General features: G+C 64.8%; 19 protein-coding genes, 3 rRNA genes and 1 pseudogene. 5 read left to right on the forward strand and 18 right to left on the reverse strand.

Annotated elements, in window-relative coordinates:
• Positions 1-10 precede the first annotated feature (10 nt).
• The 10 genes from rrf to ACQPZ2_RS31980 all read right to left on the reverse strand — a co-directional run bounded on the left by rrf (position 11) and on the right by ACQPZ2_RS31980 (position 12,029).
• Positions 11-127 (reverse strand): 5S ribosomal RNA (gene rrf, locus ACQPZ2_RS31935).
• 122 nt (positions 128-249) lie between these two features.
• A 23S ribosomal RNA gene (locus tag ACQPZ2_RS31940) occupies positions 250-3,382 on the reverse strand.
• Between the two features lie 327 nt (positions 3,383-3,709).
• A 16S ribosomal RNA gene (locus tag ACQPZ2_RS31945) occupies positions 3,710-5,228 on the reverse strand.
• The 16S, 23S and 5S rRNA genes sit together here, the layout of an rRNA operon.
• Before the next feature lie 410 nt (positions 5,229-5,638).
• Positions 5,639-6,274: an imidazole glycerol phosphate synthase subunit HisH gene (gene hisH / locus ACQPZ2_RS31950; RefSeq protein ID WP_063041819.1), complete on the reverse strand. Its 636-nt coding sequence runs from the start codon at positions 6,272-6,274 to the stop codon at positions 5,639-5,641.
• On the reverse strand, positions 6,271-6,885 hold the full coding sequence (gene hisB / locus ACQPZ2_RS31955) for an imidazoleglycerol-phosphate dehydratase HisB (RefSeq protein WP_040688866.1): 615 nt from the start codon (positions 6,883-6,885) through the stop codon (positions 6,271-6,273). The genes hisH and hisB overlap by 4 nt, the downstream gene beginning before the upstream one ends.
• Before the next feature lie 23 nt (positions 6,886-6,908).
• Entirely contained in the window at positions 6,909-8,042 is a 1,134-nt protein-coding gene (locus ACQPZ2_RS31960) for a histidinol-phosphate transaminase (protein WP_433521838.1), read from the reverse strand.
• Positions 8,039-9,376 (reverse strand): histidinol dehydrogenase, encoded by a 1,338-nt coding sequence (hisD, locus tag ACQPZ2_RS31965; RefSeq protein ID WP_433521839.1) that lies wholly within the window; start codon positions 9,374-9,376, stop codon positions 8,039-8,041. The genes ACQPZ2_RS31960 and hisD overlap by 4 nt, the downstream gene beginning before the upstream one ends.
• A gap of 189 nt (positions 9,377-9,565) precedes the next feature.
• Positions 9,566-9,772: a putative quinol monooxygenase gene (locus ACQPZ2_RS31970; protein ID WP_433521840.1), complete on the reverse strand. Its 207-nt coding sequence runs from the start codon at positions 9,770-9,772 to the stop codon at positions 9,566-9,568.
• Positions 9,742-11,181 carry a phytoene desaturase family protein gene (locus tag ACQPZ2_RS31975; protein ID WP_433521841.1) on the reverse strand — a complete coding sequence of 480 codons (1,440 nt, stop codon included), beginning with the start codon at positions 11,179-11,181 and terminating at the stop codon, positions 9,742-9,744. The genes ACQPZ2_RS31970 and ACQPZ2_RS31975 overlap by 31 nt, the downstream gene beginning before the upstream one ends.
• The gene (locus ACQPZ2_RS31980) at positions 11,178-12,029 is read right to left on the reverse strand and encodes a DUF3556 domain-containing protein (RefSeq protein WP_433521842.1); all 852 of its coding nucleotides are present in this window, start codon (positions 12,027-12,029) and stop codon (positions 11,178-11,180) included. The genes ACQPZ2_RS31975 and ACQPZ2_RS31980 overlap by 4 nt, the downstream gene beginning before the upstream one ends.
• Here ACQPZ2_RS31980 and ACQPZ2_RS31985 point away from each other — a divergent pair.
• A complete protein-coding gene (locus ACQPZ2_RS31985) occupies positions 11,998-13,128 on the forward strand; it encodes a PucR family transcriptional regulator (protein WP_433521843.1) in 1,131 nt (376 codons plus the stop codon). The two genes, ACQPZ2_RS31980 and ACQPZ2_RS31985, sit on opposite strands and share 32 nt — an antisense overlap.
• 65 nt (positions 13,129-13,193) lie before the next feature.
• A pseudogene (locus ACQPZ2_RS31990) lies at positions 13,194-13,961 on the forward strand (helix-turn-helix transcriptional regulator).
• 22 nt (positions 13,962-13,983) lie between these two features.
• On the opposite strand, the gene ACQPZ2_RS31995 reads toward ACQPZ2_RS31990, so the two are convergent.
• From ACQPZ2_RS31995 to ACQPZ2_RS32015, 5 genes are all read right to left on the reverse strand, one after another.
• Positions 13,984-15,636: a protein kinase domain-containing protein gene (locus ACQPZ2_RS31995; protein ID WP_433521844.1), complete on the reverse strand. Its 1,653-nt coding sequence runs from the start codon at positions 15,634-15,636 to the stop codon at positions 13,984-13,986.
• Between the two features lie 115 nt (positions 15,637-15,751).
• Positions 15,752-17,494 (reverse strand): penicillin-binding transpeptidase domain-containing protein, encoded by a 1,743-nt coding sequence (locus ACQPZ2_RS32000; protein ID WP_433521845.1) that lies wholly within the window; start codon positions 17,492-17,494, stop codon positions 15,752-15,754.
• Between the two features lie 57 nt (positions 17,495-17,551).
• Positions 17,552-18,409, reverse strand: coding sequence for an arylamine N-acetyltransferase family protein (locus ACQPZ2_RS32005; RefSeq protein ID WP_433521846.1), 858 nt, complete (start codon positions 18,407-18,409; stop codon positions 17,552-17,554).
• Positions 18,410-18,469: 60 nt separating this feature from the next.
• Positions 18,470-19,465, reverse strand: a complete 996-nt coding sequence (locus ACQPZ2_RS32010) for an alpha/beta hydrolase family protein (RefSeq protein WP_433521847.1) — start codon at positions 19,463-19,465, stop codon at positions 18,470-18,472.
• Positions 19,466-19,485: 20 nt separating this feature from the next.
• On the reverse strand, positions 19,486-19,860 hold the full coding sequence (locus tag ACQPZ2_RS32015; protein ID WP_433521848.1) for a hypothetical protein: 375 nt from the start codon (positions 19,858-19,860) through the stop codon (positions 19,486-19,488).
• Between ACQPZ2_RS32015 and ACQPZ2_RS32020 the strand changes: the two genes are divergently transcribed.
• The 3 genes from ACQPZ2_RS32020 to ACQPZ2_RS32030 are packed head-to-tail and all read left to right on the forward strand — an operon-like array spanning position 19,854 to position 21,989.
• Positions 19,854-20,042, forward strand: a complete 189-nt coding sequence (locus ACQPZ2_RS32020; RefSeq protein ID WP_433521849.1) for a hypothetical protein — start codon at positions 19,854-19,856, stop codon at positions 20,040-20,042. The genes ACQPZ2_RS32015 and ACQPZ2_RS32020 overlap by 7 nt on opposite strands.
• A gap of 14 nt (positions 20,043-20,056) precedes the next feature.
• A complete protein-coding gene (locus ACQPZ2_RS32025; RefSeq protein WP_433521850.1) occupies positions 20,057-20,794 on the forward strand; it encodes a tellurite resistance TerB family protein in 738 nt (245 codons plus the stop codon).
• A gap of 16 nt (positions 20,795-20,810) precedes the next feature.
• The gene (locus ACQPZ2_RS32030) at positions 20,811-21,989 is read left to right on the forward strand and encodes a winged helix DNA-binding domain-containing protein (RefSeq protein ID WP_433521851.1); all 1,179 of its coding nucleotides are present in this window, start codon (positions 20,811-20,813) and stop codon (positions 21,987-21,989) included.
• Between the two features lie 3 nt (positions 21,990-21,992).
• On the opposite strand, the gene nadC is transcribed toward ACQPZ2_RS32030, so the two are convergent.
• The 3 genes from nadC to nadA form a co-directional block, all read right to left on the reverse strand.
• Positions 21,993-22,853, reverse strand: a complete 861-nt coding sequence (gene nadC / locus ACQPZ2_RS32035; RefSeq protein ID WP_433521852.1) for a carboxylating nicotinate-nucleotide diphosphorylase — start codon at positions 22,851-22,853, stop codon at positions 21,993-21,995.
• Between the two features lie 40 nt (positions 22,854-22,893).
• Complete coding sequence (locus tag ACQPZ2_RS32040; RefSeq protein ID WP_433521853.1) at positions 22,894-24,636, reverse strand: L-aspartate oxidase; 1,743 nt, start codon at positions 24,634-24,636, stop codon at positions 22,894-22,896.
• 185 nt (positions 24,637-24,821) lie between these two features.
• A complete protein-coding gene (gene nadA / locus ACQPZ2_RS32045) occupies positions 24,822-25,865 on the reverse strand; it encodes a quinolinate synthase NadA (protein ID WP_433521854.1) in 1,044 nt (347 codons plus the stop codon).
• Positions 25,866-25,868: the final 3 nt, after the last annotated feature.

Here is a 25,868-nt window from a genome sequence, read left to right on the forward strand (position 1 = left end):
CGCAAGGATGTTCCGGCGGTGTCCTACTCTCCCACACCCTGTCGAGTGCAGTACCATCGGCGCTGGTGGCCTTAGCTTCCGGGTTCGGAATGGGACCGGGCGTTTCCCCACCGCTATAGCCGCCGTAACTCTATGAAACTATCCACACAACAACGCGACGAGTCCCCGAGGGCATAAACCCTCACGAACCGTCTGCTGCAGTGTCTGTGTGTTGTTTCAGATACCGCACAGTGGACGCGTAGCTTCTTCGTTGGTAAGTCCTCGGCCGATTAGTACCAGTCACCTACACCCGTTACCGGGCTTCCAGTTCTGGCCTATCAACCCCATGGTCTGTAGGGGGCCTTAACCACTCGAAGGTGGTGAGAAACCTCATCTTGGAACAGGCTTCCCGCTTAGATGCTTTCAGCGGTTATCCCTTCCGAACGTAGCTAACCAGCAGTGCCCTTGGCAGGACAACTGGCACACCAGAGGTTCGTCCGTCCCGGTCCTCTCGTACTAGGGACAGCCTTCCTCAAGTTTCTGACGCGCGCGGCGGATAGAGACCGAACTGTCTCACGACGTTCTAAACCCAGCTCGCGTGCCGCTTTAATGGGCGAACAGCCCAACCCTTGGGACCTACTCCAGCCCCAGGATGCGACGAGCCGACATCGAGGTGCCAAACCATCCCGTCGATATGGACTCTTGGGGAAGATCAGCCTGTTATCCCCGGGGTACCTTTTATCCGTTGAGCGACACCGCTTCCACTTGCCGGTGCCGGATCACTAGTCCCGACTTTCGTCCCTGCTCGAGCTGTCACTCTCACAGTCAAGCTCCCTTGTGCACTTGCACTCGACACCTGATTGCCAACCAGGCTGAGGGAACCTTTGGGCGCCTCCGTTACATTTTAGGAGGCAACCGCCCCAGTTAAACTACCCACCAGGCACTGTCCCTGAACCAGATCATGGCCCGAGGTTAGAGGTCCAATACGATCAGAGTGGTATTTCAACGATGACTCCACAAACACTGGCGTGCCCGCTTCACAGTCTCCCACCTATCCTACACAAACCGTACCGAACACCAATACCAAGCTATAGTGAAGGTCCCGGGGTCTTTTCGTCCTGCCGCGCGTAACGAGCATCTTTACTCGTAATGCAATTTCGCCGAGTCTGTGGTTGAGACAGCAGAGAAGTCGTTACGCCATTCGTGCAGGTCGGAACTTACCCGACAAGGAATTTCGCTACCTTAGGATGGTTATAGTTACCACCGCCGTTTACCGGGGCTTAAATTCTCAGCTTCGCCATTACTGGCTAACCGGTCCTCTTAACCTTCCGGCACCGGGCAGGCGTCAGTCCGTATACATCGTCTTACGACTTCGCACGGACCTGTGTTTTTAGTAAACAGTCGCTTCTCTCTGGTCTCTGCGACCACCCCCAGCTCCCGGAGTAAATCCGTTCACCAGACATGGTCCCCCTTCTCCCGAAGTTACGGGGGCATTTTGCCGAGTTCCTTAACCACAGTTCTCTCGATCGCCTCAGTATTCTCTACCTGACCACCTGTGTCGGTTTGGGGTACGGGCCGTGTACCAACTCACTAGAGGCTTTTCTCGGCAGCATAGGATCACTGAATTCACCTCAATCGGCTACGCATCACCTCTCAGGATATATGAACGGCGGATTTACCTACCGTTCTCCCTACAGGCTTACACCAGGACAACCATTACCTGGCCCAGCTACCTTCCTGCGTCACCCCATCGCTTGACTACTACAGCAGGGGTCGTATGCAGCCACTTCTCTTCACCCGAAGGTGATAGGTCCGCTTTTGGATACTTAGCACCACTGATTCGCCATTGGGCGCGGATACACGGGTACGGGAATATCAACCCGTTGTCCATCGACTACGCCTGTCGGCCTCGCCTTAGGTCCCGACTCACCCTGGGCGGATTAACCTGGCCCAGGAACCCTTGGTCATTCGGCGGACGAGTTTCTCACTCGTCTTTCGCTACTCATGCCTGCATTCTCACTCCCACAGCCTCCACAACTAGCTCACGCTGCTGCTTCCATGGCTGTAGGACGCTCCCCTACCCATCCACACCACTGCACCACAAACCGTAATCTATGGCGGATGTATTGTGTGAATGCCGCGGCTTCGGCGGTGTACTTGAGCCCCGCTACATTGTCGGCGCAGAATCACTTGACCAGTGAGCTATTACGCACTCTTTCAAGGATGGCTGCTTCTAAGCCAACCTCCTGGTTGTCTTCGCGACTCCACATCCTTTTCCACTTAGTACACGCTTAGGGGCCTTAGCCGGCGATCTGGGCTGTTTCCCTCTCGACTACGAAGCTTATCCCCCGCAGTCTCACTGCCACGCTCTCACACACCGGCATTCGGAGTTTGGCTGATTTCGGTAAGCTTGTAGGCCCCCTAGACCATCCAGTAGCTCTACCTCCGGTGTGAAACACGTGACGCTGCACCTAAATGCATTTCGGGGAGAACCAGCTATCACGGAGTTTGATTGGCCTTTCACCCCTACCCACAGCTCATCCCCTCAGTTTTCAACCTAAGTGGGTTCGGGCCTCCACGACGTCTTACCGTCGCTTCACCCTGGCCATGGGTAGATCACTCCGCTTCGGGTCTAGAACACGCGACTCAAACGCCCTATTCGGACTCGCTTTCGCTACGGCTACCCCACACGGGTTAACCTCGCCACATGCCACTAACTCGCAGGCTCATTCTTCAAAAGGCACGCCATCACCCACAGCAACAAAGTCACTCGCAGGCCCTGACGGATTGTAAGCGCACGGTTTCAGGTACTATTTCACTCCCCTCCCGGGGTACTTTTCACCTTTCCCTCACGGTACTAGTCCGCTATCGGTCACCAGGGAGTATTCAGGCTTACCGGGTGGTCCCGGCAGATTCACAGCAGATTTCACGGGCCCGCTGCTACTCGGGCACCCACTACAACAGAGCACGCATTTTCACCTACCGGACTATCACCGTCTATGGCGGGCCGTTCCAGACCACTTCGACTAACACGCACTTTTCTGACTGTCGCTCGACTCGGCAGAATCGAGAAAGTGAGCCCCACAACCCCAAGAACACAACAACTGCCGTCTATCACATGCTCCTGGTTTAGCCTCATCCGCTTTCGCTCGCCACTACTCACGGAATCACTATTGTTTTCTCTTCCTGTGGGTACTGAGATGTTTCACTTCCCCACGTTCCCTCCACACACCCTATATATTCAGATGCGGGTAACACGACATCACTCGTGCTGGGTTTCCCCATTCGGAAATCCTCGGATCTCAGCTCGGTTGACAGCTCCCCGAGGCTTATCGCAGCCTCCTACGTCCTTCATCGGCTCCTGGTGCCAAGGCATCCACCGTACGCTCTTAAACACTTACAAACAAAGATGCTCGCGTCCACTGTGCAGTTCTCAAACAACACACCCGCACCGAATTGAACTTCAGGACCTGACCAGAATCACTGGCGGTTTCACAGAAAACCCGAGCGGATCGTTATCTTGCCTGGAAAGAACGTCTGTTCTCTCAGGACCCAACAGTGTGTCGATATATTCACCGCGATCGAAGACTCGGCTCCGATCTGATGCGATGAACCTGTCAGCGTTCCACCCATGAGCATCCGCCGGAAAACATATGTTTCCGAAACGGTCTCTGGCACCAGCGTTTACCATCCCCGACTCTTCGGGGTGCCGTGCAGAAGTGCTCCTTAGAAAGGAGGTGATCCAGCCGCACCTTCCGGTACGGCTACCTTGTTACGACTTCGTCCCAATCGCCAATCCCACCTTCGACGGCTCCCTCCCACAAGGGGTTAGGCCACCGGCTTCGGGTGTTACCGACTTTCATGACGTGACGGGCGGTGTGTACAAGGCCCGGGAACGTATTCACCGCAGCGTTGCTGATCTGCGATTACTAGCGACTCCAACTTCACGGGGTCGAGTTGCAGACCCCGATCCGAACTGAGACCGGCTTTAAGGGATTCGCTCCACCTCACGGTATCGCAGCCCTCTGTACCGGCCATTGTAGCATGTGTGAAGCCCTGGACATAAGGGGCATGATGACTTGACGTCGTCCCCACCTTCCTCCGAGTTGACCCCGGCAGTCTCTCACGAGTCCCCGCCATAACGCGCTGGCAACATAAGATAAGGGTTGCGCTCGTTGCGGGACTTAACCCAACATCTCACGACACGAGCTGACGACAGCCATGCACCACCTGTACACCAACCACAAGGGGGCACCTATCTCTAGGTGTTTCTGGTGTATGTCAAACCCAGGTAAGGTTCTTCGCGTTGCATCGAATTAATCCACATGCTCCGCCGCTTGTGCGGGCCCCCGTCAATTCCTTTGAGTTTTAGCCTTGCGGCCGTACTCCCCAGGCGGGGTACTTAATGCGTTAGCTACGGCACGGATCCCGTGGAAGGAAACCCACACCTAGTACCCACCGTTTACGGCGTGGACTACCAGGGTATCTAATCCTGTTCGCTACCCACGCTTTCGCTTCTCAGCGTCAGTTACTTCCCAGAGACCCGCCTTCGCCACCGGTGTTCCTCCTGATATCTGCGCATTTCACCGCTACACCAGGAATTCCAGTCTCCCCTGAAGTACTCTAGTCCGCCCGTATCGACCGCAAGCCCACCGTTGAGCGGTAGGTTTTCACGATCGACGCGACGAACCGCCTACAAGCTCTTTACGCCCAGTAATTCCGGACAACGCTCGCACCCTACGTATTACCGCGGCTGCTGGCACGTAGTTGGCCGGTGCTTCTTCTACAGGTACCGTCACTCACGCTTCGTCCCTGTCGAAAGAGGTTTACAACCCGAAGGCCGTCATCCCTCACGCGGCGTCGCTGCATCAGGCTTCCGCCCATTGTGCAATATTCCCCACTGCTGCCTCCCGTAGGAGTCTGGGCCGTGTCTCAGTCCCAGTGTGGCCGGTCACCCTCTCAGGTCGGCTACCCGTCGTCGCCTTGGTAGGCCATTACCCCACCAACAAGCTGATAGGCCGCGGGCCCATCCTGCACCGATAAATCTTTCCACCACAAGACATGCATCCCATGGTCATATCCGGTATTAGACCCAGTTTCCCAGGCTTATCCCGAAGTACAGGGCAGATCACCCACGTGTTACTCACCCGTTCGCCGCTCGTGTACCCCGAAGGGCCTTACCGCTCGACTTGCATGTGTTAAGCACGCCGCCAGCGTTCGTCCTGAGCCAGGATCAAACTCTCCGTTGAAGACTCACGAAACACTCCGAAGAGTGAATCAGAAATATCTAACTAGAGTCCGAAAACCTAGCAAATCAAACGCCAGCAAAAAAATTTGCTGACTAAATGTCCAGCCCTCACCACACGGGGGTATGAAAGGACCGGAACCAATAAATAATTGGCACTGACATTCATCGACACACTATTGAGTTCTCAAAGAACACACGCACACACCTTCACTCCGGCGTTAATCCGGTGCTTCAGTGAGGCAACTTGGTGAAGCTTAGCCCAGCCGACTCCCGACACAAAATCAGGAACCTTTTGAACCAGTGTGATCGCCAGGCGCTCCTCGTCCTACCTCGTTTCCCAGGCCACTGTGCTCAACGTTTCCGCTGCGCTTTGGGCTCCGGGTCGGTGTCCGTGTCGCTCCCAGCGGGTGTTTACAGCGAGTTCACCCAATTGCGGAGCAGCTGCGCGCCCGCATCACCGGACTTTTCGGGATGAAACTGCGTCGCCGAAAGCGGACCGTTCTCGACGGCCGCCAGGAATGGGACGCCGTGTTCGGCCCAGGTGAGCTTCGGCGCGGCGAAGTGTTCGCTCGGCGGCAGGTCCCAGGTCTGCGCGGCATAGGAGTGCACGAAATAGAAGCGGGTATCGCTGGCCATTCCAGCGAACAGGACACTGTCGGTCGGAGCCGACACGGTGTTCCAGCCCATGTGCGGGAGCACAGGTGCGGACAGGCGCTCGACCACGCCCGGCCATTCCGCGCACCCGTCGGTTTCCACACCGAATTCCACTCCGCGCTCGAACAGGATCTGCATGCCGACGCAGATGCCGAGCACCGGACGACCACCGGCCAGCCGCTGACCGATGATGCGCTCCCCCTTTACCTCGCGCAGTCCGGCCATGCACGCGGCGAACGCACCGACGCCGGGGACGACGAGGCCATCGGCGGCCAGCGCGATATCGGCATCGGCGGTCACCTCGACGTTCGCGCCCGCGCGGATCAGCGCGCGGTGCGCGGAGTGCAGATTGCCGGAGCCGTAGTCGAGCAGAGCGACGGATTTCGTTGTCACAGTGTCCCCTTCGTCGACGGCACACCGCTCACCCGCGGATCCAGTTCGACGGCGGCGCGCAATGCCCGCGCGACCGCCTTGAATTCGGCCTCGGTGATGTGATGCTGGTCGCGGCCGTACAGCACGCGCACGTGCAGGGCGATGCGGGCGTTCAGCGCGATCGACTCGAAAACGTGCCGGTTGAGCACTGTCGAATACGGGGCACCGGGGCCGGAACCGGGAATCACCGCGTGCAGCAGGTGATCGGGTTCGCCGGTGTGTACGCAGTACGGGCGCCCTGAGACGTCTACCGCCGCGTGCGCCATGGTCTCGTCCATCGGAATGAACGCATCGCCGAAGCGACGGATGCCGGACTTGTCGCCCAGTGCCTTACCCAGCGCTTGGCCGAAGACGATGGCGGTGTCCTCGACGGTGTGGTGCGCCTCGATCTCGATATCGCCCTCGGCGCGCACCGTCAGATCGAAGCTGGCGTGTGCGCCGAGCGCGGTCAGCATGTGGTCGTAGAACGGGACACCGGTGGAGATGTCGGTCTTGCCGGTGCCGTCGAGGTCCAGTTCGACGACGATATTCGATTCCTTGGTGACGCGCTCCACCCGCGCGGTGCGATTCATCTTTGCTTCCTCCACAGGCGGATTCATCGGATGGTGAGGTCGGTATCGGCCAATGTGCCGCTGACGCGCAGGAATTCGTCGTTCTCGGCGGCGAGACCGATGGTGGCGCGCAGATATCCCGGAATGCCGACGTCGCGAATCAGCACGCCGCGGTCCAGATAGTGCTGCCAGGCGCGGGGGGCGTCGGTGAAGCGACCGAAGAGCAGGAAGTTGGCGTCGCTGGGGATCACCTCGAAATCCATGGCGGCCAGTGCTTCCGCGACCCGGTCTCGCTGTGCCGCCAGTTCGGCGACGCTCGCGAGGGTTTCGTCGGCGTGGCGCAGGGCCGCGCGGGCGGCGGCCTGGGTTACCACCGACAGGTGATAGGGCAGTCGCACCAGCAGCATCGCGTCGATCACCGCGGGGGCGGCGACCAGATAGCCGAGGCGACCGCCCGCGAAGGCGAAGGCCTTGCTCATGGTGCGGCTGACCACGAGTTTCGTCGGATACCGGTCGATCAGGGCGATCGCGCTCGGCTCGGCGGAGAATTCGCCGTATGCCTCGTCGACGACCACGATGCCCGGTGCGGCGGCCAGGATCCGGGCCAGGTCGGCCTGCGGAATGCTGTGTCCGGTCGGGTTGTTGGGGCTGGTCACGAAGACCACATCGGGTCGGCGCTCGGCGATGACGGTGAGCGCGTAGTCGATATCGAGGGAGAACTCGGCATTGCGCTTGGCCTCGACCCACTCGGTATCGATGCCCTCGGAAATGATCGGGTGCATCGAGTACGACGGCACGAAACCGAGTGCACTGCGGCCGGGGCCGCCGAAGGCCTGCAGCAGTTGCTGCAGGATTTCGTTGGAGCCGTTGGCCGCCCAGACATTGGCGGTGTGCACCGCGGTGCCGGTCTGGCGAGTCAGGTATTCGGCCAGGTCGGTGCGCAGGGCGACGGCGTCGCGGTCCGGGTAGCGATGCAGGTCGGTGGCGGCGGCGCGAATGGATTCGGCGACGTCGTCGATGAGGGCCCGGCTCGGCGGGTGCGGGTTCTCATTGGTGTTCAGCTGCACCGGAACGGTCAATTGTGGTGCGCCGTAAGGCTTTTTGCCGCGCAGATTCTCGCGCAGCGGCAGGTCGTCCAGGCTGATGTCGGAGCCGGGCACGGTGATCTCGGGGGTCATGCCAGTGTCTCGAATCGCGCTTGTACGGCCTGGCCGTGTGCGGGCAGGTCCTCGGCATTGGCCAAGGCGACCACGTGACCGGCGACATCTTTGAGTGCGGCCTCGGTGTATTCGACGACGTGGATCCCGCGCAGGAAGGTCTGCACGCTCAGGCCCGACGAGTGTCGCGCGCAACCTGCCGTCGGGAGTACGTGATTGGAACCCGCGCAGTAGTCGCCCAGGCTGACCGGGGCGTACGCACCGACGAAGATCGCGCCGGCACTGCGCACTCGGGCCGCGACGGCAGGCGCATCGGCGGTCTGGATCTCCAGGTGTTCGGCGGCGTAGGCATTCACCACCCGCAGGCCCTGCTCGATATCGTCGACGAGCACGGTGCCGGATTGCTTGCCGGACAATGCCTCTCGCACCCGGTGCGCGTGCTTGACCACCGTCATCTGGGTGGTGAGCGCGGCGTCCACCGCATCGGCGAGTTCGACACTGTCGGTGACGAGCACGCTGGCGGCGAGCACATCGTGTTCGGCCTGGCTGATCAGATCGGCGGCGACGTGGACCGGATCGGCGGTGGCATCGGCCAGAATCGCGATTTCGGTGGGGCCCGCCTCGGCATCGATGCCGACCAGGCCGCGGCACAGGCGCTTGGCGGCGGTCACGAAGATATTGCCGGGACCGGTGATCAGGTCGACCGGCTCGAGCTGCGCTCCATCGGTATCGATACCGCCGTAGGACAGCAGCGCGATGGCTTGCGCACCGCCGACGGCCCACACTTCCTCGACCCCGAGTAGCTTCGCGGCCGCCAGGATGGTCGGGTGCGGCAGCCCGCCGTGCTGTGCCTGCGGCGGCGAGGCCACCACCAGCGAGTCGACACCGGCCGCCTGTGCGGGCACCACATTCATCACGACGCTCGACGGGTAGACGGCATTGCCGCCGGGCACGTAGAGTCCCACCCGCTCGACCGGAACCCACCGCTCGGTAACCGTGCCGCCGGGCACGACCTCGGTGGTGGTATCGGTGCGTCGCTGATCGGCGTGCACCTTGCGGGTCCGTTCGATCGCGACCTCGAGTGCACTGCGCACGGCCGGATCCAGCTTCTCCAACGCGGCTTCCAACTCGGCCGCGGGCACCCGCACGCTCGCCGGAATCACGCCGTCGAACTGCTCGCTGAACTCCAGCGCCGCCGCGACCCCGCGATCCCGGATCGCCTCCACCACCGGTCGCACCTGATGCAGCACCGAGTCCACGTCGACTCCCCCGCGCGGCAGCGCGGTGCGCAGCTCGGCAGCGGAGGGAGTACGGCCGCGCAGATCAACGCGGGCGAGCTCGATGCGGGATGTCATGAGGTCTGCGATCCTGTCTGTCCTGATCCTTGGACGCCGTGCCCGACGCCGAGCGGTCGGTATCCTCCGCTCCGCTCCAGCTACCAGCCTATCGGTCCGGTGCCACCCGTTATCCGCTGCGGTCGCCGGATGTGGCGCGGAGTACGACCGCCTGCCCCGGTCCGATAGTGGACCGGGGCACGACGGGTGTCAGGCCGAGACGAGGCGCTTGATGATCATCGGTTCGGCGAGGATCTGGTCGAGGACATCGCGCACATGGAAGAAATGTGGCGTCGTGAAATGTTCGTCGAAAGCTTCGGCAGTGGTCCACTCCTCGACGAGCACCATGTGGGATGGGTCGTTGGGGTCGGTATAGGGGTGGTAGGTCAGGCAGCCGGGCGCGGCGAGGGATGGCACGTGAGGCAGTTGAGGGCGGTACGGGCGGCGTTGTATCCGCACATGCCGTGGGCGCCCGGGCCAGGCGCGGTGGCGGCGGAGCACTGGTACATGCCGGGCACGCCGAAGGTGTAGGGCGAGGCCGAGATCCGCGGCCCGAAGACGAGCTGGCGGACGTTCTTGGCGCCGGTGATGATGTCGCCGCCCACGAAGTTCTGGTTGTCGATCGCCATGTCGGTGGCGCTGCGAACACGCATCCCGATGACCTGGTCGCGGAAGCCGGGAGCGAAGCGCTCGAACTGCGCGATGATCGCCTCCGTCGCATCGCCGGTGTACCCGTGCGGCACATGCGCGTAGCTGTAGACCGGATGGACATCACCGGCCGATCGCTGAGGATCGGCGAGGTATTGCTGACCCACCAGGACGAAGGGACGCTCGGGCATCCGCCCCTGGGCGATCGCCGTCTCGGCGGCCACTGTTTCGGCGAACGACCCGGCCAGATGGACGGTCCCGGCCGCGTGGGCGTCGGGGTTCGTCCAGGGCACTGCGCCTTCGACAGCGAAGTCGACCTTGAAGGCACCCGGGCTACGCTGGAACTTGCGGAACCTGCGTTCGGTGCGGGCCGGTAAACGGTCGCTGAGAATGTTCGCGATGGTCTGCGGGGTGAGGTCGAAGATCGTGATGTCGGCCGGGGGCAACTGCTCGATCCGTTCGATGCGGATACCGGTCTCGATCTTCGCACCGAGGTCGCAGAGCAGGGCTGCCATCGCGTTCGGGATCGACTGTGTGCAGCCCGCGGCGACGACCCAGCCGTTGCGGTGTCCACCGGTGATGATGCCGAGTCCGATCGCGGAGGTGAGCGGCCGGTTGAGTGGCTGGTAGGCGTGCGCGGCGATGCCCGCGAAGAGCGCCCGGGCCTGCTCGGTGCGGAAGTACCGCGCCAGAACCGTCGCCGGCAGCAACGTCGGCAAGCCGAAGCGGGCCAGCTTCACCGTGTGTCTGGGCAATCCGACCAGTGGCTGCAAGATGTCCTCGGCCAGCTCGTCGAACTCCGCCGCGTTGCGTTCGAAGAGCCGCCGCCAGCGCGGGCCGTCCGCGCCGAGCCCGACAGCCGTCTCCGCCACCGAGGTGCGCAGCACACCGGCCGATCCGTCGTCGAGCGGGTGCACGCAATCGATCTCGGAACGCACCCAGCGCAGCCCGTAGCGGTCGAGCGCCCGATGCTTGAAGAAGGCCGAGGACGGGGCCATGGGATGAAAGGCGGCGCAGTGGTCGTGCAGCAGGCCGGGAACGATCGCCTCGCTGCTGCGCGTGCCGCCGCCGATTTCGTCGGCTGCTTCGAGAACCGTAACGTCGACACCTTCGGCCGCGAGTTCCACGGCTGCGGCGAGCCCGTTGGGTCCGCTGCCGACTATGAGCGCTGTCGTCACTTCGTCGCTCCCGCCCGTCCGGATTGCCAGGTGACTTCCAGTGGAATCGGCCCATTGGGCAGCCACGGCTGTTCTGCGACGCAGTCCGCGACTTGCCAGGTGCCCCGCAGGGTGACACCCAGCGCGCCGTCGAATACGAACCACTCCTGGTGCGACCTGTGCACCGGCTGGGACTCGACCCACGCCACGACGAACTCTCCGGGCTCGAAGTCGCACCGTTCGCGGAGTGCCTCGAGGAAGCGGATCCCGTGGATGTGACCATCGCCGAAGTTCCAGCCCAGCAGCAGATTGGCTCCGGTCTCGCCCTCCCAAACCTCGCGGCGATCTATTTCGTCCCCGAGGTAGGTGCGCAACACCGAGATCAGGCCGCGGCCCTGGCTGTGCATGGAACGCCAGGCCACGAACAGGTCGATCATGATCTTCCGGACGTCGCGGGGAATATCGAGTGCCGCCAGCTGCTCGGTGTGCAGGCCGACAGGCATACCGGCTGCCTCGAGCTTCTGGTCGGCCCCCGGCTTGAAAGTCCAGACCGCCGACGCCCAATTGCCTGCGTACTGTCGCATCGAGGGCAGGAAGGAGACCAGGTCGGGCCGCAGGTTGCCCAGCACCGGGAAGAACAGCAGCGCCGCCGCGAAGACCGGGAGCATCCAGGGCTCGCTGAAGTCGAAGATGCTGTAGCCGTCGCCGTTCGGATACCCGGCGAAGAGCGCAACCGCGATGAACCCGAACAGGATGTTCCACTCCAGGGGTACGGCCAGGGGAAAGGTCGAGGTGATGAAGAGATGGAAGACCACCATCGACGCCACGCCCAGCAGCGTGACGATCCAGATCGAGACTGCCGCGCTCATCTACCAGGGCGCAGTGAACCTCGAGACACTCGGCGCCCCTGCCCCCGCCTTCGAATACGCCCGTCACCTCGCCCGCCGAGAAGCACCACCGAGCGCCCTGGCGCGGGCGTATCGCTGGGGACAATTCATGCAGACCCAATGGGCCATCGACACCCTGACCAGCATCCTCGGCGACCCGGTCGAAGAAGTGACCGCGTTCCGGGAGCTCACCGGGATCAACTTCTGGTACATCGACCACGTCTCGGAGCTCGTCCTGGCTGAATACCAAGCCGAGCGGGACCGGTGGCTCGCACACCGCAACACTGTGAAGGCGGAGGCGCTCACACGGCTGCTCGACGGCAGCGATATCGACGTGGCCAGCACGGAGAAGTCCCTGGGATACCCGCTACGCACCACTCACGTGGCGGGCGTCATCTGGGTCGACGAACGACACGCAGGCTCGGCCGACATCGCCGGCCTCGAGAGCGCGGCACGTAAGCTGGCCACCTCTGTTGGCGTGCCCAGCAAGCCACTGTTCTGGCTCCGGGACCCGACCACAGCATGGTGGTGGATCTCGCCCAGCGGCGACCGCGACCAGATGCTGGCCGCCCTGCGCTCGGCAGTCACCGACCTCGCCCCGCACCTGCGCGTGGCAGTCGGCCCTCGGGGCCACGGCGTCGAGGGCTTTCGCGAGAGCCTGCGCGACGCATTGCTGGCAGAGCACGTGGCGCGCGTCGCTGGCGACCGCGCCCCCGCCCTGGTGGCCGCAAGCGATCAGGGAGTCCGCGCGGCAGCTCTCCTGGCAACCGACCTCGAGGGCACTCGCCGACTCGTCCGCAGCACCCTGGGCGACCTCGCCGCCGACACCCGCGCAGCCGCCGACCTCCGGCTCACCCTCAAGGTGTATCTGGAGGAAGGCAGCAGCCACATCGCGACGGCCAAGCGACTGCACATCCACAAGAACACCGTCGGCTACCGGCTCGGCAAGATCACCGAAGCCTGCGGCAGTACACTGCAGAACAATCGCGTCGACCTCGAGCTTGCGCTGGTGGCCTGCGAGAGGCTAGGTGCCGCAGTCCTCAGCGATGCTCGGCGGCCCGCTGGACAAGGCTCTATCTGACCAAGTGCAGGAATTCGCAGATCGGCTTGGCCTCGGCCTCGAGCGATAACGCACGATAATAGCCGCTGACCGCGCGGGCTGCTCCGGGCTTTAGGAGTGCAGAGCTGGCCTTGCTCACCGGGGTCAGTGTCGATCACTATGTGCGTCTCGAACAGGGCCGCACCCTGCACTTCTCCGAGTCGGTGCTGGATGCCGTCGCGCAGGCGCTGCGGCTGAATCCGGTGGAACGCGAGCATCTTTATCGACTGGCGCGGCCGTGGTCCGGCGAGGAGCCATCGGCCGAACAGGAAGTCCGTTCCGGATTGCGCAGACTGCTCGACGCGGCCGCCGACGTCCCCGCCTACATCGTGGGCCGCGGTACCACAGTGTTCGCCTGGAATTCCCTTGCCGCCGCGCTCATTACCGATTTCGGCGCACTACCGGCCCGCGAACGCAATCTGGCCCGACTGGTCTTCCTCGATGAGGGGATGCGGGAGTTGTAGGAGGATTGGACGGCCAAGGCCACGGATGTGGTCGCGTATCTGCGCCTGGATATGGCGGGAAATCCCGGCGATGCCGGAATCGCTTCGCTCATGGACGAATTGAGCGCGAACTCCGCCGACTTCCGCGCCATGTGGCAGCGGCACGAACTCGAGGACAAGACCCATGGGCGTTACATATACCTGCACCCGGTGGTCGGCCGACTCGATCTGGGCTTCGAAACCCTGCGCCTGCCCGACGATCCGGATCAGGCGCCGATCACGCACACCGCCGAAACGGATTCGCCGAGCGCCACCGCCCTTGCGCTGCTGGCGAATTGGGCGCAGGCCTCGGTGCGGTCCGTTGCCCGATAGCGCACCGAACCCGCCGCCGTGACTAGCGCGCGTCGCCGCTGCGGGTGTCGCTGTCAATGAGTGGGGCGCCGCTGCCAGGGTTGATCAACCGCAACGTCACCGACCTGTTCTGGCCCGCATAGGTCACGCTGGCCACATTGATTTCCACCGAACCGTCTGGGTTGGTACCTGTGCCACTACCGGCCGCATCAACAGTGTTGAAGCCCGTGACCCGATTCTGCGTCCAGTAATCCTGGAAGGCCGACTGACTGCCGTAGACCCGTTGGGCAGCGGGAGTCAACTGTTTCCATGCGGCCGCGAAACTCATGTAGGTGAGGTTGTTGTAGAAGTCCACCACTTGATCGATGGATTGTCGCGAGTCTGCCGTGCCGACGCTCTTCGTTTGCCCTGGCGCGCCCGCGGCAGCCATGGAAGTGGTCCCCTTGGACACGGACGACGAAGGCGGACTCGCTTGCACCGACGGCGTATTGGTGCCCGACTGATTCAGCGCACCGATCAGGATGGCCACGACGGCCACTACCGCACCGATCGTCGCACCGACCAGTACGGCCTTGCGCTTGCCACCGGACTTGCGCGGCGCCGGACGCGGCTGCGTCGCCGTCCGCGGATGCGCGGCGGTTGTCGGATGCGATGCACTGGAGTTGGCGGGACGGACGGAATTTCGCGGCGGCGGCGCCGGGCGTGGCTGCCGCGCGGTCGGCTGGTGCTCCGGCGTCGGATTGGCGGGTGGCCGCAGCGCACGGGTCGCGGATTCGCCGCGCCGACCGAAAGCCTCACTGGCCGGGACGAATCCGGCGGTCACCGGTCCGGAATCGGCGAGCGCGGAGAGATGTTCGCGGGCCGCACGCATGGTCGGCCGCTCGGCGGGATCCGGGCTGAGCAGATCCAGCAGGAAGTCGGTTGCCGGGCCGGCGTGCCGAGGTTCGCTCACCTGGCCGTTCGCCGCGGCGTAGAGCACGGCGAGCGGGTTGGCGCTGGCACCGTACGGTGGTTCGCCCTCGAGAGCATGGAAAAGTGTTGCGCCCAAGGCGAATACGTCGGCGGCCGGTGTCGGGTCGGCGCCGCGCGCGACCTCCGGCGCGAGATAGGCGGCGGTACCGCAGATCAGACCGGTCTCGGTGAGGGTGACGTCACCGGTGGCGCGGGAGATGCCGAAGTCGGTGATCTTCACCGTGCCGGTGTCGTCGAGCAGGATGTTGCCCGGCTTGACATCGCGGTGCACGATTCCGGCGTGATGTGCGGCGATGAGCGCCGCGGCGACCTGCTCGCCGATCCGCGCGACCTGGGTCAGCGGCAGCATCCCCTGCGCGGAGATCACTCCCGCCAGACTCTTCGACTTCAGGTACTCCATCACCAGGCATGGGTCGCCGTTGTGCTCGGTGATATCGAAGACGACGATCGCATTCGGATGCTGGAAACGCGCCGCATTGCGGGCTTCGCGGATCGCGCGCTGTCGCACCACGTCGCGCTCGGCTTCGGGCAGGCTGGGTTTGATGTGGATCTGCTTCACCGCGACCGAGCGCTGCAGGCGTTCGTCGACGGCACGCCAAACCACACCCGTGCCGCCGCTACCAATCCGCTCGACCAGGCGGTAGTGCTCCGCGATCAATTGACCGGTATCGATGGCGCCTACTCCGAACCTTCTCGAAATCGTGACATCACGCGTATTGACCATCAACGCGTTCCGCCGACGAGTGTAGCGGGGCGCAATCCTCGGCACGCGGCAGCGGGGGTATATTCGCCGCCCACACGCGCCGAACGCTAATGCCGTGCTGATTCGACAGTGACGCTCAATGTCTTGCACGCAGCATACGGCCTGCGGCCGCCACGGCCGGACCCGAGCTGTTCGCATCGCTGACGAATACGGCGAAGGCCAGGTCACCGTCGATGCCGACGAACCAGCCGTGGGCGTGCTTGTCATCGATGTACTCGGCGGTGCCGGTCTTGCCGATCAGGCCCGGGATATCGCGCAGTGCGGTGGCGGTGCCGCCGGTAATGGTTTCGCGCATCATGGTTTTCAGCTGCTCATCGGTGGTCGGCGGCAGCGGCGCCGGGGTGTGATCGGCCACGCCGGGCTGCCCGTTTACGACCATCGGCAGCGGCATCGATCCGCGCGCGATGGATGCGGCGACCAGCGCCATACCGAACGGTGACGCCGTCACCTTGCCCTGGCCGATACCGGACTCCACCCGCAGTGCCGGGGTGTCCGCGGTCGGCACCTTGCCGGTGACGGTGGTCAGACCGGGTGTGACGAAGTCGATGCCGAGGCCGAGCTGTGCCGCGGCGTCGGTCAGGCCGTTCGGTGCGAGATTCACCGCGAGCTGGCCCATCGTGGTGTTGCAGGACTGGGCGAAGGCGGTGTGCAGCGCGACGTTGCCGAGGTCGAAGTTGTTGTCGTTGGGGATGCGGCGGCCCTCGATATTCGCGGTGGCCGGGCACGGCAGCACGGTGTCGGGTGTCACAGCGCCGGATTGCAGTGCGGCCGAGACCGTGACGGTCTTGAAGGTCGAACCCGGCGGATACAGGCCGGTGAGCGCGATCGGTCCCTGGGCGTCGGCGGCCGCGTTCTGTGCGACGGCGAGCACCTTTCCGGTGGAAGGTTGCATTGCGACGATCGCGGCGGGCTGGGTGATCGGCGTCAACGCGCTCTCCGCGTAACGCAGCAGATCGGTGTCGAGTGTGGTCACGATATCCGCGGTGGGTTTCGGATCCTGACCGGCGACGCGTTCGGTGCCGTCGGCGGTCTGCGCCCGCACCGCCCAGCCTGCCGCCGCGTCGGCGGAGCTCTGCCACAGGTCGGCGAGGCCGGACAGCACCGGAGACGCGAGGGATTTGTCGGTCGCGAGCAGGCGCGTCTGCGGCGCGAGGGTGACGCCGGGGACTGCGGCCAGCGCCGTCTGGATCGGGGCGATATCAGCGTCGCGCAGGGTGACCGCCGTGATCGACTTGCCCTGCGCCGCAGCCAGATCCGATTGCAGCGACTGCGCGGTGATGTCGGCGGCGACGGGAGCGAGCACCGCGGCGAGCGCGGCGGTATCGGCACCGGGGGCGACGTTCACCAGGGTGACTACCTGCTGGGTCATCAACTCACCGCCCGACGACTCCAGAATGCGCGCGGGCTTCGGGTAGGTGGTGGCGTAGCTCAGCGGGCCTAGGGCGAGACCGGGTGCGATGGCATTGGGATCCCATTTGATCTTCCAGCCGTCGCCGGAATCGCCTGCGGAACCGTTGGCGGTGTAGCTCCACTCGTTCTTGCCGAACTTCCAGGTGGCGGCGAGGGTGAAGGAGTTCTTGTCCACGCTGTGGACCTCGTATTTCACATCCTTGCCGAGTCCGTCGTAGAGCTTGCCCAGCGCATCCGATGCCTTGGTCGGGTCGTCGGTGAGTGCGGCGGCCGCGGCGATGTCGTCGCGGCTGAGCGCATCGGCGAACTGCCCGGCGACGGTGTCGGGCTGGGCCCGCCCTTGGCTGCAACCACTCAGGGCCAGGGCGGAGGCTGCGAACAGAACGAGAAGATTCCGGTAAGCACGCACCCGGCCGACTCTAGTGCCGGACGACAACGAGCCTGGGTAACCCGCACGGAGCGGATTTCAGGCGAGCCAGGGCCCCTGGGCGAGAGCGCTGGCGTCGGGTTCGGACAGGTCGATGTCGAAGACCTCGGTGAGGATCTTCGGAAGTTCGGCGAGTTCGAGTTCGCGGGTTTCGCTGGAGCCGTCCGGATATTCGGTGATGAGGGTGAGGTTGTCCAGTACGTGATGGACGTCCGGGAGGAAGCGCTGCACGAACGGCCGGGCGGTGAACGGTGAGCGCGGCGAGGTGGAGACGAAGTGGTTGCCGACCGCGAAATCGATGCGGTACTGCGGGTTCAGCGTGAACGTGTAGCGGTCGATCCAGCCGTCGCGGCCGAATTGGTGCAGCACCCACAGATCGCTGTCGAGTTCGCCGGTGGTGTGTTCGAGCCGGAAGCGCCACTCGCCGAGGCTGAATTCACCGCCCTCGACCAGTTCATAGGGTGCGAGCGGTCCGGACCCGAAGCCGACATCGCAGATCCAGATGCGATCGTCATCGCCGGTGGTGACGCGCAGCAGGGCGTGGGTGGCCGGGCGCAGACCCTCGGACACGCCCATGGTGACCCGGCCACTGAGACCGGTCACCCCGAAGCCGAGCCGTTCCAGCGCGGCCGCGAACAAGCCGACGTTCTCGTAGCAGTAGCCGCCGCGCCGGTGCCGGATCATCTTGTCCTGCAACGATTCCAGATCCAGCGGCACGGGGCGGCCGAGAATGGACTCCAGATTCTCGAATGGGATCGTGGTGGTGTGCGCGTGGACGAGGGCGCGCAGGGTGGCCAGCGTCGGGGTTCGGTCGCCGGTGTAGCCGATGCGGGCCAAGTACGCGTCGAGGTCCAATTCCGCGCCACTCCAGTGGTAAGCGGGGTCATTCGGCTTCATTGCACCTCTCCTTGTATCCGGTCCTGCCCGAATGAACCACAACGCACCGACAGGTGTTCCCTACGCGGCGCATTTGGCGTTCGGCGGGGCCGGGGGCGCGGTCACGATGCCGCGGGCCACGTCGACCAGATAGTCGCGGTCGGGTCCGTCGACGGGTTCGGTGCCGAGCAGCAGGCGCTCCACCACGCAGCCGCCCTCGAAGTAGGCGGGTCCGACGCTGTGATCGCCCGGGACGACGGCGCCGTTCAGATCGCGGCCGGTGACGATGGTGTACATCGAGGTGGGTTTGCCCACGGCGAGCAGTCCGGCTCGCATTTCCAGGGTCGCCGGGTACGGCACCACATCGTCACCGGTGCCGTGGATGAGGAAGGCGCGTTTCATGCTCATCCGGGCGGCAAGGAGAACGGGCGAACGTTCGGCATAGGCCTGCGGGCAGACCGTCGGGGCGCAGCCGCCCGCATCGCGTTCGATCTGGCCGGGAAGTGCGGGATCGACGCCCGCCGAGGCCAGCCACATGGTGAAATCGTCCGCGGGGCCGTAATTGTCGACCCAGTAGTCGAAGAGTCCCCGCGGACCGTACGCCACCGCGAGTCCGCTCATGGTGCCGCCCTGACTCCAGCCCCACAGCACGGTGCGGCCGATCGTCGGATGCTCGTTCTTGTACCACTGGGTGGCGGTGACGATATCGCGCCAGCCCGCCCACAGATTCCAGTCACCGGTCCGCCAGACACTGGTCGCGCCGCGGGCGTCCATGGACAGGATGGGGGTCGCGGTGCGGCGGGCGATCGACGTCAGATATTCGGCGTAGTCGGCGGAGGTGCCGTCGTGGCCATGGACCGCGACGACCAGATCACGCGGCGCCGGATCGCCCGCCGCGCAGCGGTGCGGTTCGTATACCCGGCCGGTGGCGTCCTCGCCGTCCACTGTCAGGGTCACCGGTCGCACGTCCACCGTGACCGCACATTCCGGTTCGGCCGAAACGGGCGGTGCGACAAGGCTTGTCGTCGACACCGCGGCGAACAGCGCACAGCCGAGCGTCAGCAGTAGGTGTCTCATGCTGGAATGATGACATGCGGCTATCGCTGTCCGGTCACGGTGCCGGAGCGAGTCGCGACGAATACCGCGCCGAGCACCGCGCATTGGATGCCGGTGGCGCCGAGGAACATAACGAAGGCCAAGCCACCTGCAAGCACGCGGTTGGTCGCGCCCAAGAGGTTCGACAGCAGCGAGGGGCCGAGTGAGAGCACGAATGATGTCGCGGTGATACCCGGCGCGAATACCGCGATACCGAGCAGCACGGCCGTGCGTCCGCCCGGTGCGACCGCGGGGATGCGGATCCATGGGCCACGTCCGCGCGCCCTTGGGCAGGTCGAGCCGTGCGACGACCGTGAAAGCCGTAGCAAGCAAAACGATTTCGAGAAATTCGCGATCCGCAGGAGAGCCGATGCCATCGACCGACACCGTCGCGACCACGCTGCCCGAGCCGCAACGTGCCGAACTGCGGCTGGAGGATGTGCTCGGCGTGCTCAGCGATCCGCTGCGGCTGAGCATGGTGCAGAAACTGCTGCTCGAATCCCCGAGGCCGACCGCTCGTGCGGCTGGTTCGATATCGATCGGCCGAAATCGACACTGACGCACCATTTCCGTGTGCTGCGTGAGGCCGGTGTCACCCGGCAGCGGCAGTACGGACTGGAGCGCCGCAGCCGGGTGCGGATCGAAGATCTCGACGCCCGTTTTCCGGGTTTGCTCGATCTGGTGCGCGCCTGGCAGCCGACGCAATTCGGCGGTGTTTCGGGGGCAGGCGTGTCCCGGTGGGTTCTGTTACCGTGCGCGATGTCGATCCAGAGTTCGGGCCCGTCTGTCGTCCGAACCTCGTTCCGGGGAGTTTCCATGGCCTTCTTGAACCGTCTCATCAGCAATGCGACCAATATCGGTCGCCTGATGGATCTGATGGACAAGGCCCCGCAGTGGCGAGCGCAGTTGCTGGCCAAGAAGAACGAGCTGCGCGGCGGTTCGTTCCGGGACGCGAGCATGGGCATGTGCGCACTCGTCGCGGCGGCCGACGGCACCATCGATCCGGCCGAGCGCATGCGGGTGGCCGGACTCATCGGCTCCGATCCGGTGCTGCAGAACTTCCCGACCGATGAATTGCGTGACCTGTTCGAGGACAACTGCAATCGGCTGGTCGGCGATCCGGCATTCGGGCGGGCGCATGTGCTGCAGCAGATCGGCAAGGCGGCGGGGAAGCCGACCGAGGCGCATGCGGTCGTCCAGATCGGCATCATGATCGGCAATGCGGACGGGAATTTCGATCAGCACGAGATCGCGGCGGTACGGGAGGCATGCCAGGCGCTGGGGGTGGATCCGCAGCAGTTCGGCATCTGACCGCTAGTATTCGCATATGCGTTCGATTGATGCGGCGGAGCGGCGGGCCCGGCTGGCACAGCGGCATCGGCTGACACCAGCGTGTCGCACCGATGACGTTGCCGATCTCGTCCGATCCCTCGTCGTCCTGCATGCGACCGATCCAGCGACGGTGTACCTGTCAGTGGGCGCGCGCAGTCTCACCGCTGAGCCCGCACATGTCGAGAAGGCGCTGTACGACGATCGGACGCTGCTGCGCCTGCTGGCGATGCGGCGCACGATGTTCATCGCACCGGTCGAGTTGTTGCCGGTATTGCAGGCGTCGTGCGCGGATGCGTTGGCGGAGAAGCAACGTCGCACCTATGGCAGGTTCATCGAGCAGGCCGGTGTGGTCGACGGGGATGTGCGCGCGTGGCTGGCCGATGTCGAAGACGAAACGCACAAAGCGCTCTTGGCGCGCGGGGCGGCGACCGGCGCGCAGCTCAGCAAGGACGTGCCCCGGCTGCGCACGCAGGTGAATCCCGCTCCGGACAAGGCGTATTCGCGCCCCACCAGCATTACCACCTGGGTGCTCGTGATCCTCGGTGTCGAGGGGCGCATCGTGCGCGGTCGGCCGAACGGGAGTTGGACGAGCAGCCAATACACCTGGGCGCCGATAGAAACCTGGCTGCCGCAAGGTATTGCGAGCATGCCCGCCGATGCGGCACGCGCCGAACTCGTCCGGCAGTGGCTCTGTGCCTTCGGGCCCGCGCCGATCACCGATATCAAGTGGTGGACCGGCTGGACACTCGCGGAGGTTCGCAAGGCCCTCGGCCAACTCGATGTGGTGGAGGTCGATCTCGACGGCACCACCGGTCTGCTACTCGCCGACGACCAAGACCCGACCCCCGAGTCCGAACCCTGGGCTGCCCTGCTCCCCGCACTCGACCCGACCCCCATGGGCTGGCAGTCTCGGGACTGGTACCTCGGCCCCCACGCTTCAAATCTCTTCGACCGCAACGGAAACGTCGGTCCCACCATCTGGTGGAACGGGCGCATAGTCGGCGGCTGGGCCCAGCGCAAAGACGGCGAAATCGTCTACCGCCTACTGGAAGACATCGGCTCCGAAGCGGAATCTCTCATCGAAGCCGAAGCCGCCCGCATCACCGCCTGGTACGGCGAAGTTCGCGCCATCCCCCGCTTCCGCACGCCGTTGGAACGCGAACTCACCGCCTGACGGTTACATGTCCAAGCCGAGGTCGAGGACGCGCACCGAGTGGGTCAGTGCGCCGACGGCCAGGTAGTCGACGCCGGTGCGGGCGTAGTCGGCGGCGTCGGTGAGGGTCAGACCGCCGGAGGATTCGAGTTCGGTGGTGGGGGCCTGGGCGTTGCGGCGTTGGACAGCGGCTTGGGTTTGCCAGAGGGGGAAGTTGTCGAGCAGGACCAGTTCGACGTTTTCGGCCAGGACGGCGTCCAGTTGTTCGAGGCTGTCCACTTCGACCTCGCAGGCGATATCGGGGGCGAGCTCGCGCACCGCGCGGAGGGCGGCGACCACCGAACCCGCGGCTACCACGTGATTGTCCTTGATCAGGGCGGCATCGCCGAGGCCCATGCGGTGGTTGACGCCACCACCGACGCGGACCGCGTACTTCTGCAGGGCACGCAGGCCGGGCAGGGTTTTGCGGCTGTCGCGGATGCGGCAGTCGGTGCCCGCGACCTCGTCGACCCAGGCGGCGGTGGCGGTCGCGATGCCGGACAGGTGGCAGACCAGGTTGAGCATGGTGCGTTCGGCGGTGAGCAGGCCGCGGGTCGGCGCGACCAGCCCCAGCACCGACCGGCCCGGCTCGACCCGGGTGCCGTCGGCGACCCGGTCGGTGATTTCGTAGTTGCCCGCACCGATCACCTCGTCGAGCACGAGCAGGCCGATATCGAGCCCGGCCACCGTGCCCGGCTGACGCGAAACCACCGACGCCTTCACCACCGCATCGGCGGGAACCGTTGCCGCCGTGGTGATATCGGGGCCGTAGCGCAGATCCTCATCCAGAGCGGTGCGAATCAGGGCCAGCACCTCGTCACGATCCAGGCCGGTATCCAGTCCCATCAGTGCACTCCTCGTCCTACTGTTCTCATGCTTGCCGCGGTCATGAGGCGCTGGGGATGGCGTCCTGGGTCCAGGTGGTGAGGTCGAGGCCGTCCGGGGCGGGGACGGGGTGACCTTCTGGGCCCAGCCGTACTGCGCGACTGCGGCGTTGGTGATCGTCGGGGGTCGGGTGGTCGGAGCGGGTGTGCGAGCCGCGGCTTTCGGTGCGGGCTGCCGCGGAGAGCAGAAGCACCTGGGCGGTGAGGGTGAGGGCGGCGTCCTCGAACGCGGTGATGCGTTGTGTCGCAGCCGCACCGTTGAGGTCTTCGGTGTCGTGCGACGCCGCACCGGTACTCACCGCACCGCTGCTGTTCAGCGCCGAGAGCTCGATCGCCGTACCCGTCAATCGCTGTTTGGCAGTGGTCAACTCGGCACGCAAGCGACTTGCCGCACTGTGCGACACCGCATCTCGCAACCGCACGGACGCCTCCGCCAGTCCGGCGGCATCGCGAACCACGGAGGCATGCGAGGTCATCGACTGCTGCACCAAGGCTCGGGCGGCGCGCGGAATGGTGTGGAAGGACACGTCCGTCACGTGCGCTTCCTCGCCGAGACGTTCGGCGGCGGCCACCCCGGCCCGTTCACCGGCCACAAGTCCCTCGAGCAGACTGTTCGAGGCCAGGCGGTTGGCACCGTGCAGTCCGGTACGCGCCACCTCACCAGCGGCATACAGACCCGGAACCGCGGTCCGGCCGTGGGTGTCGGTCACGACCCCGCCGCATTGATAATGCGCGGCAGGTGCGACCGGAATGAGATCGGCATGCGGGTCGATCCCGGCGGCCAGGCAGGATGCGGTGATCGTCGGGAACCGTTGCGGGAAGCTGCCGATCGCTCGGGCGTCGAGATAGACGTGATCGGTGCCGAGGGCGCGCATCCGTGCGGCGATCGCACGCGACACCACATCGCGCGGTGCCAGATCACCACGCGGGTGCACACCCGCGGTCACCGAATTCCCTTCGGAATCGACGAGTATCGCGCCTTCGCCGCGGACCGCCTCGCTGATCAACGGGCGTCTGCCGAGTCCGCCGGGGGTGTAGAGCACCGTCGGATGGAACTGCACGAATTCGAGATCGGCCACCGTCGCGCCAGCCCAGAGCGCCAGCGCGATGCCATCGGCGGTCGCGCCCGGCGGATTCGTGCTCAGCGCGTACAGCTGACCTAGGCCGCCCGTGGCCAGCAGCACCGCCGGTGCGTGCACGACCCCGAATCCGTTCTCCGACACCGCGATCACACCCTGCACACCGATGCGACCGGTGACGACTTCGAGTGCCGCCGCACCGAACAGGACCGGTAGCCCGGCCGCGTTCAACGCGCGCTGCACCTCGGCACCGGTGGCGTCACCTCCGGCGTGGATGATCCGCCGCGTGCTGTGACCGCCCTCGCGGGTGCGCGAGATCTGGCCGTCCCGAGCGAGATCGAAGACCGCACCCAGATCGGTCAGTGCAGCGACGGCGGCCTGGCCGCCTTCCACGATCGACCGCACCGCCGTCTCGTCACACAGTCCGGCACCCGCCTCGACCGTGTCGCGCATGTGCGATTCCACCGAATCCTCATGCGGCGCGACGACGGCAATGCCACCTTGGGCGTACTGGGTTGCGGTATCCGTCGGGCCGCCCTTGCTGAGGATGAGCACCCGCAACCCGCGCAGCGATGCCGTTCGTGCCGCGGTCAACCCGGCGACGCCCCCGCCGATCACGACCAGATCGGCGGCGGCCTCCCAGTCGATCCGAGGCGCGGCGCTCATGCCTGCGCCTCGCTGGCGCTCGGCTCCGTCATGACCACCAGGGCGGCTGTGTCGATTGTTCGCTCGCTCATGCGCCTCGCCCCTTCTCGACCTGGTCGGCAGCGATATCGCTACCGACCACCCCGGCGATCATTCCGCACCGCCACTCCGGACGAGCACGCAAGTCGCGCTCCGTTCGCGGCCGTTCATTCGCCACCGCCCGGGTTGCCGATTTCGATCATGCGCTGCACCGAATTGCGGGCCAGCGCGGCGGTTTCCAGGTCGACGTGCACCTCGTCGGTGTTCTCCACGAGCGAGCGCAGCAGCGCCGCCGGGGTGATCATCTTCATGTACTTGCAGGACGCACGATCGTTCACGGCCTGGAAGTCGATGCCGGGGGCGGCCTTGCGCAGCTGGTGCAGCATGCCGACCTCGGTGGCCACCAGGACCTGATTCGACTTCGCGGCCTTGGCGGCGTCGATCATCCCGCCGGTCGACAGAATGTGCACCCGGTCGGCCGGGAACGAGCCCTCGCCCGCGAGGTACAACGCCGAAGTGGCACAACCGCATTCGGGGTGCACGAACAGTTCGGCATCCGGGTGGGTGCGGGCCTGTTCGGTCAGCTCGTCGCCGTTGATTCCGGCGTGCACATGGCATTCGCCCGCCCAGATGTGCATATTCTCGCGGCCGGTGACCCGCTTGACGTGCGCGCCGAGGAACTGATCCGGCAGGAACAGCACCTCGCGGCCGGGATCTATGGAGGCGACCACATCGACGGCATTCGAGGAGGTGCAGCAGATATCGGTAAGGGCCTTCACCGCGGCGGTGGTGTTCACATACGAGACGACCACCGCATTCGGGAATTCGGCCTTCCAGGCCCGCAATTCGTCGGCGGTGATGGAATCGGCCAGCGAACAGCCCGCCCGCTGGTCCGGAATGAGCACGGTCTTCTCGGGGCTGAGGATCTTGGCCGTCTCGGCCATGAAGTGCACACCGCAGAACACGATGGTGTCCTCCGGCGCCTCGGCCGCGATGCGGGACAGCGCCAGCGAGTCACCGACATGGTCGGCCACATCCTGGATCTCGGGCAACTGGTAGTTGTGCGCGAGAATCGTCGCGTTGCGCTCCCTGGCGAGGCGCTTGACCTCGGCCGCCCACTCCGGTGTGGCCTCGACACCGGAGAATCCGGTCGGACCGTCGACTACCTGTCCCATCAGCGGGGGCGCCAGCTTCACACCCGTCGTCGCCATGAT

The organism is Nocardia pseudovaccinii (assembly GCF_050942345.1).
Classification (GTDB): Bacteria; Actinomycetota; Actinomycetes; order Mycobacteriales; family Mycobacteriaceae; genus Nocardia; species Nocardia pseudovaccinii.

Bases quoted from the DNA above. Each gene is read 5' to 3' on its own strand.
- hisB (WP_040688866.1), bottom strand. From the start codon at position 6,885: ATGAATCGCACCGCGCGGGTGGAGCGCGTCACCAAGGAATCGAATATC.
- ACQPZ2_RS31960 (WP_433521838.1), bottom strand. From the start codon at position 8,042: ATGACCCCCGAGATCACCGTGCCCGGCTCCGACATCAGCCTGGACGAC.
- hisD (WP_433521839.1), bottom strand. From the start codon at position 9,376: ATGACATCCCGCATCGAGCTCGCCCGCGTTGATCTGCGCGGCCGTACT.
- ACQPZ2_RS31980 (WP_433521842.1), bottom strand. From the start codon at position 12,029: ATGAGCGCGGCAGTCTCGATCTGGATCGTCACGCTGCTGGGCGTGGCG.
- ACQPZ2_RS31995 (WP_433521844.1), bottom strand. From the start codon at position 15,636: ATGGTCAATACGCGTGATGTCACGATTTCGAGAAGGTTCGGAGTAGGC.
- ACQPZ2_RS32005 (WP_433521846.1), bottom strand. From the start codon at position 18,409: ATGAAGCCGAATGACCCCGCTTACCACTGGAGTGGCGCGGAATTGGAC.
- ACQPZ2_RS32010 (WP_433521847.1), bottom strand. From the start codon at position 19,465: ATGAGACACCTACTGCTGACGCTCGGCTGTGCGCTGTTCGCCGCGGTG.
- ACQPZ2_RS32020 (WP_433521849.1), top strand. From the start codon at position 19,854: ATGCCATCGACCGACACCGTCGCGACCACGCTGCCCGAGCCGCAACGT.
- ACQPZ2_RS32015 (WP_433521848.1), bottom strand. From the start codon at position 19,860: ATGGCATCGGCTCTCCTGCGGATCGCGAATTTCTCGAAATCGTTTTGC.
- ACQPZ2_RS32030 (WP_433521851.1), top strand. From the start codon at position 20,811: ATGCGTTCGATTGATGCGGCGGAGCGGCGGGCCCGGCTGGCACAGCGG.
- nadC (WP_433521852.1), bottom strand. From the start codon at position 22,853: ATGGGACTGGATACCGGCCTGGATCGTGACGAGGTGCTGGCCCTGATT.
- ACQPZ2_RS32040 (WP_433521853.1), bottom strand. From the start codon at position 24,636: ATGAGCGCCGCGCCTCGGATCGACTGGGAGGCCGCCGCCGATCTGGTC.
- nadA (WP_433521854.1), bottom strand. From the start codon at position 25,865: ATGGCGACGACGGGTGTGAAGCTGGCGCCCCCGCTGATGGGACAGGTA.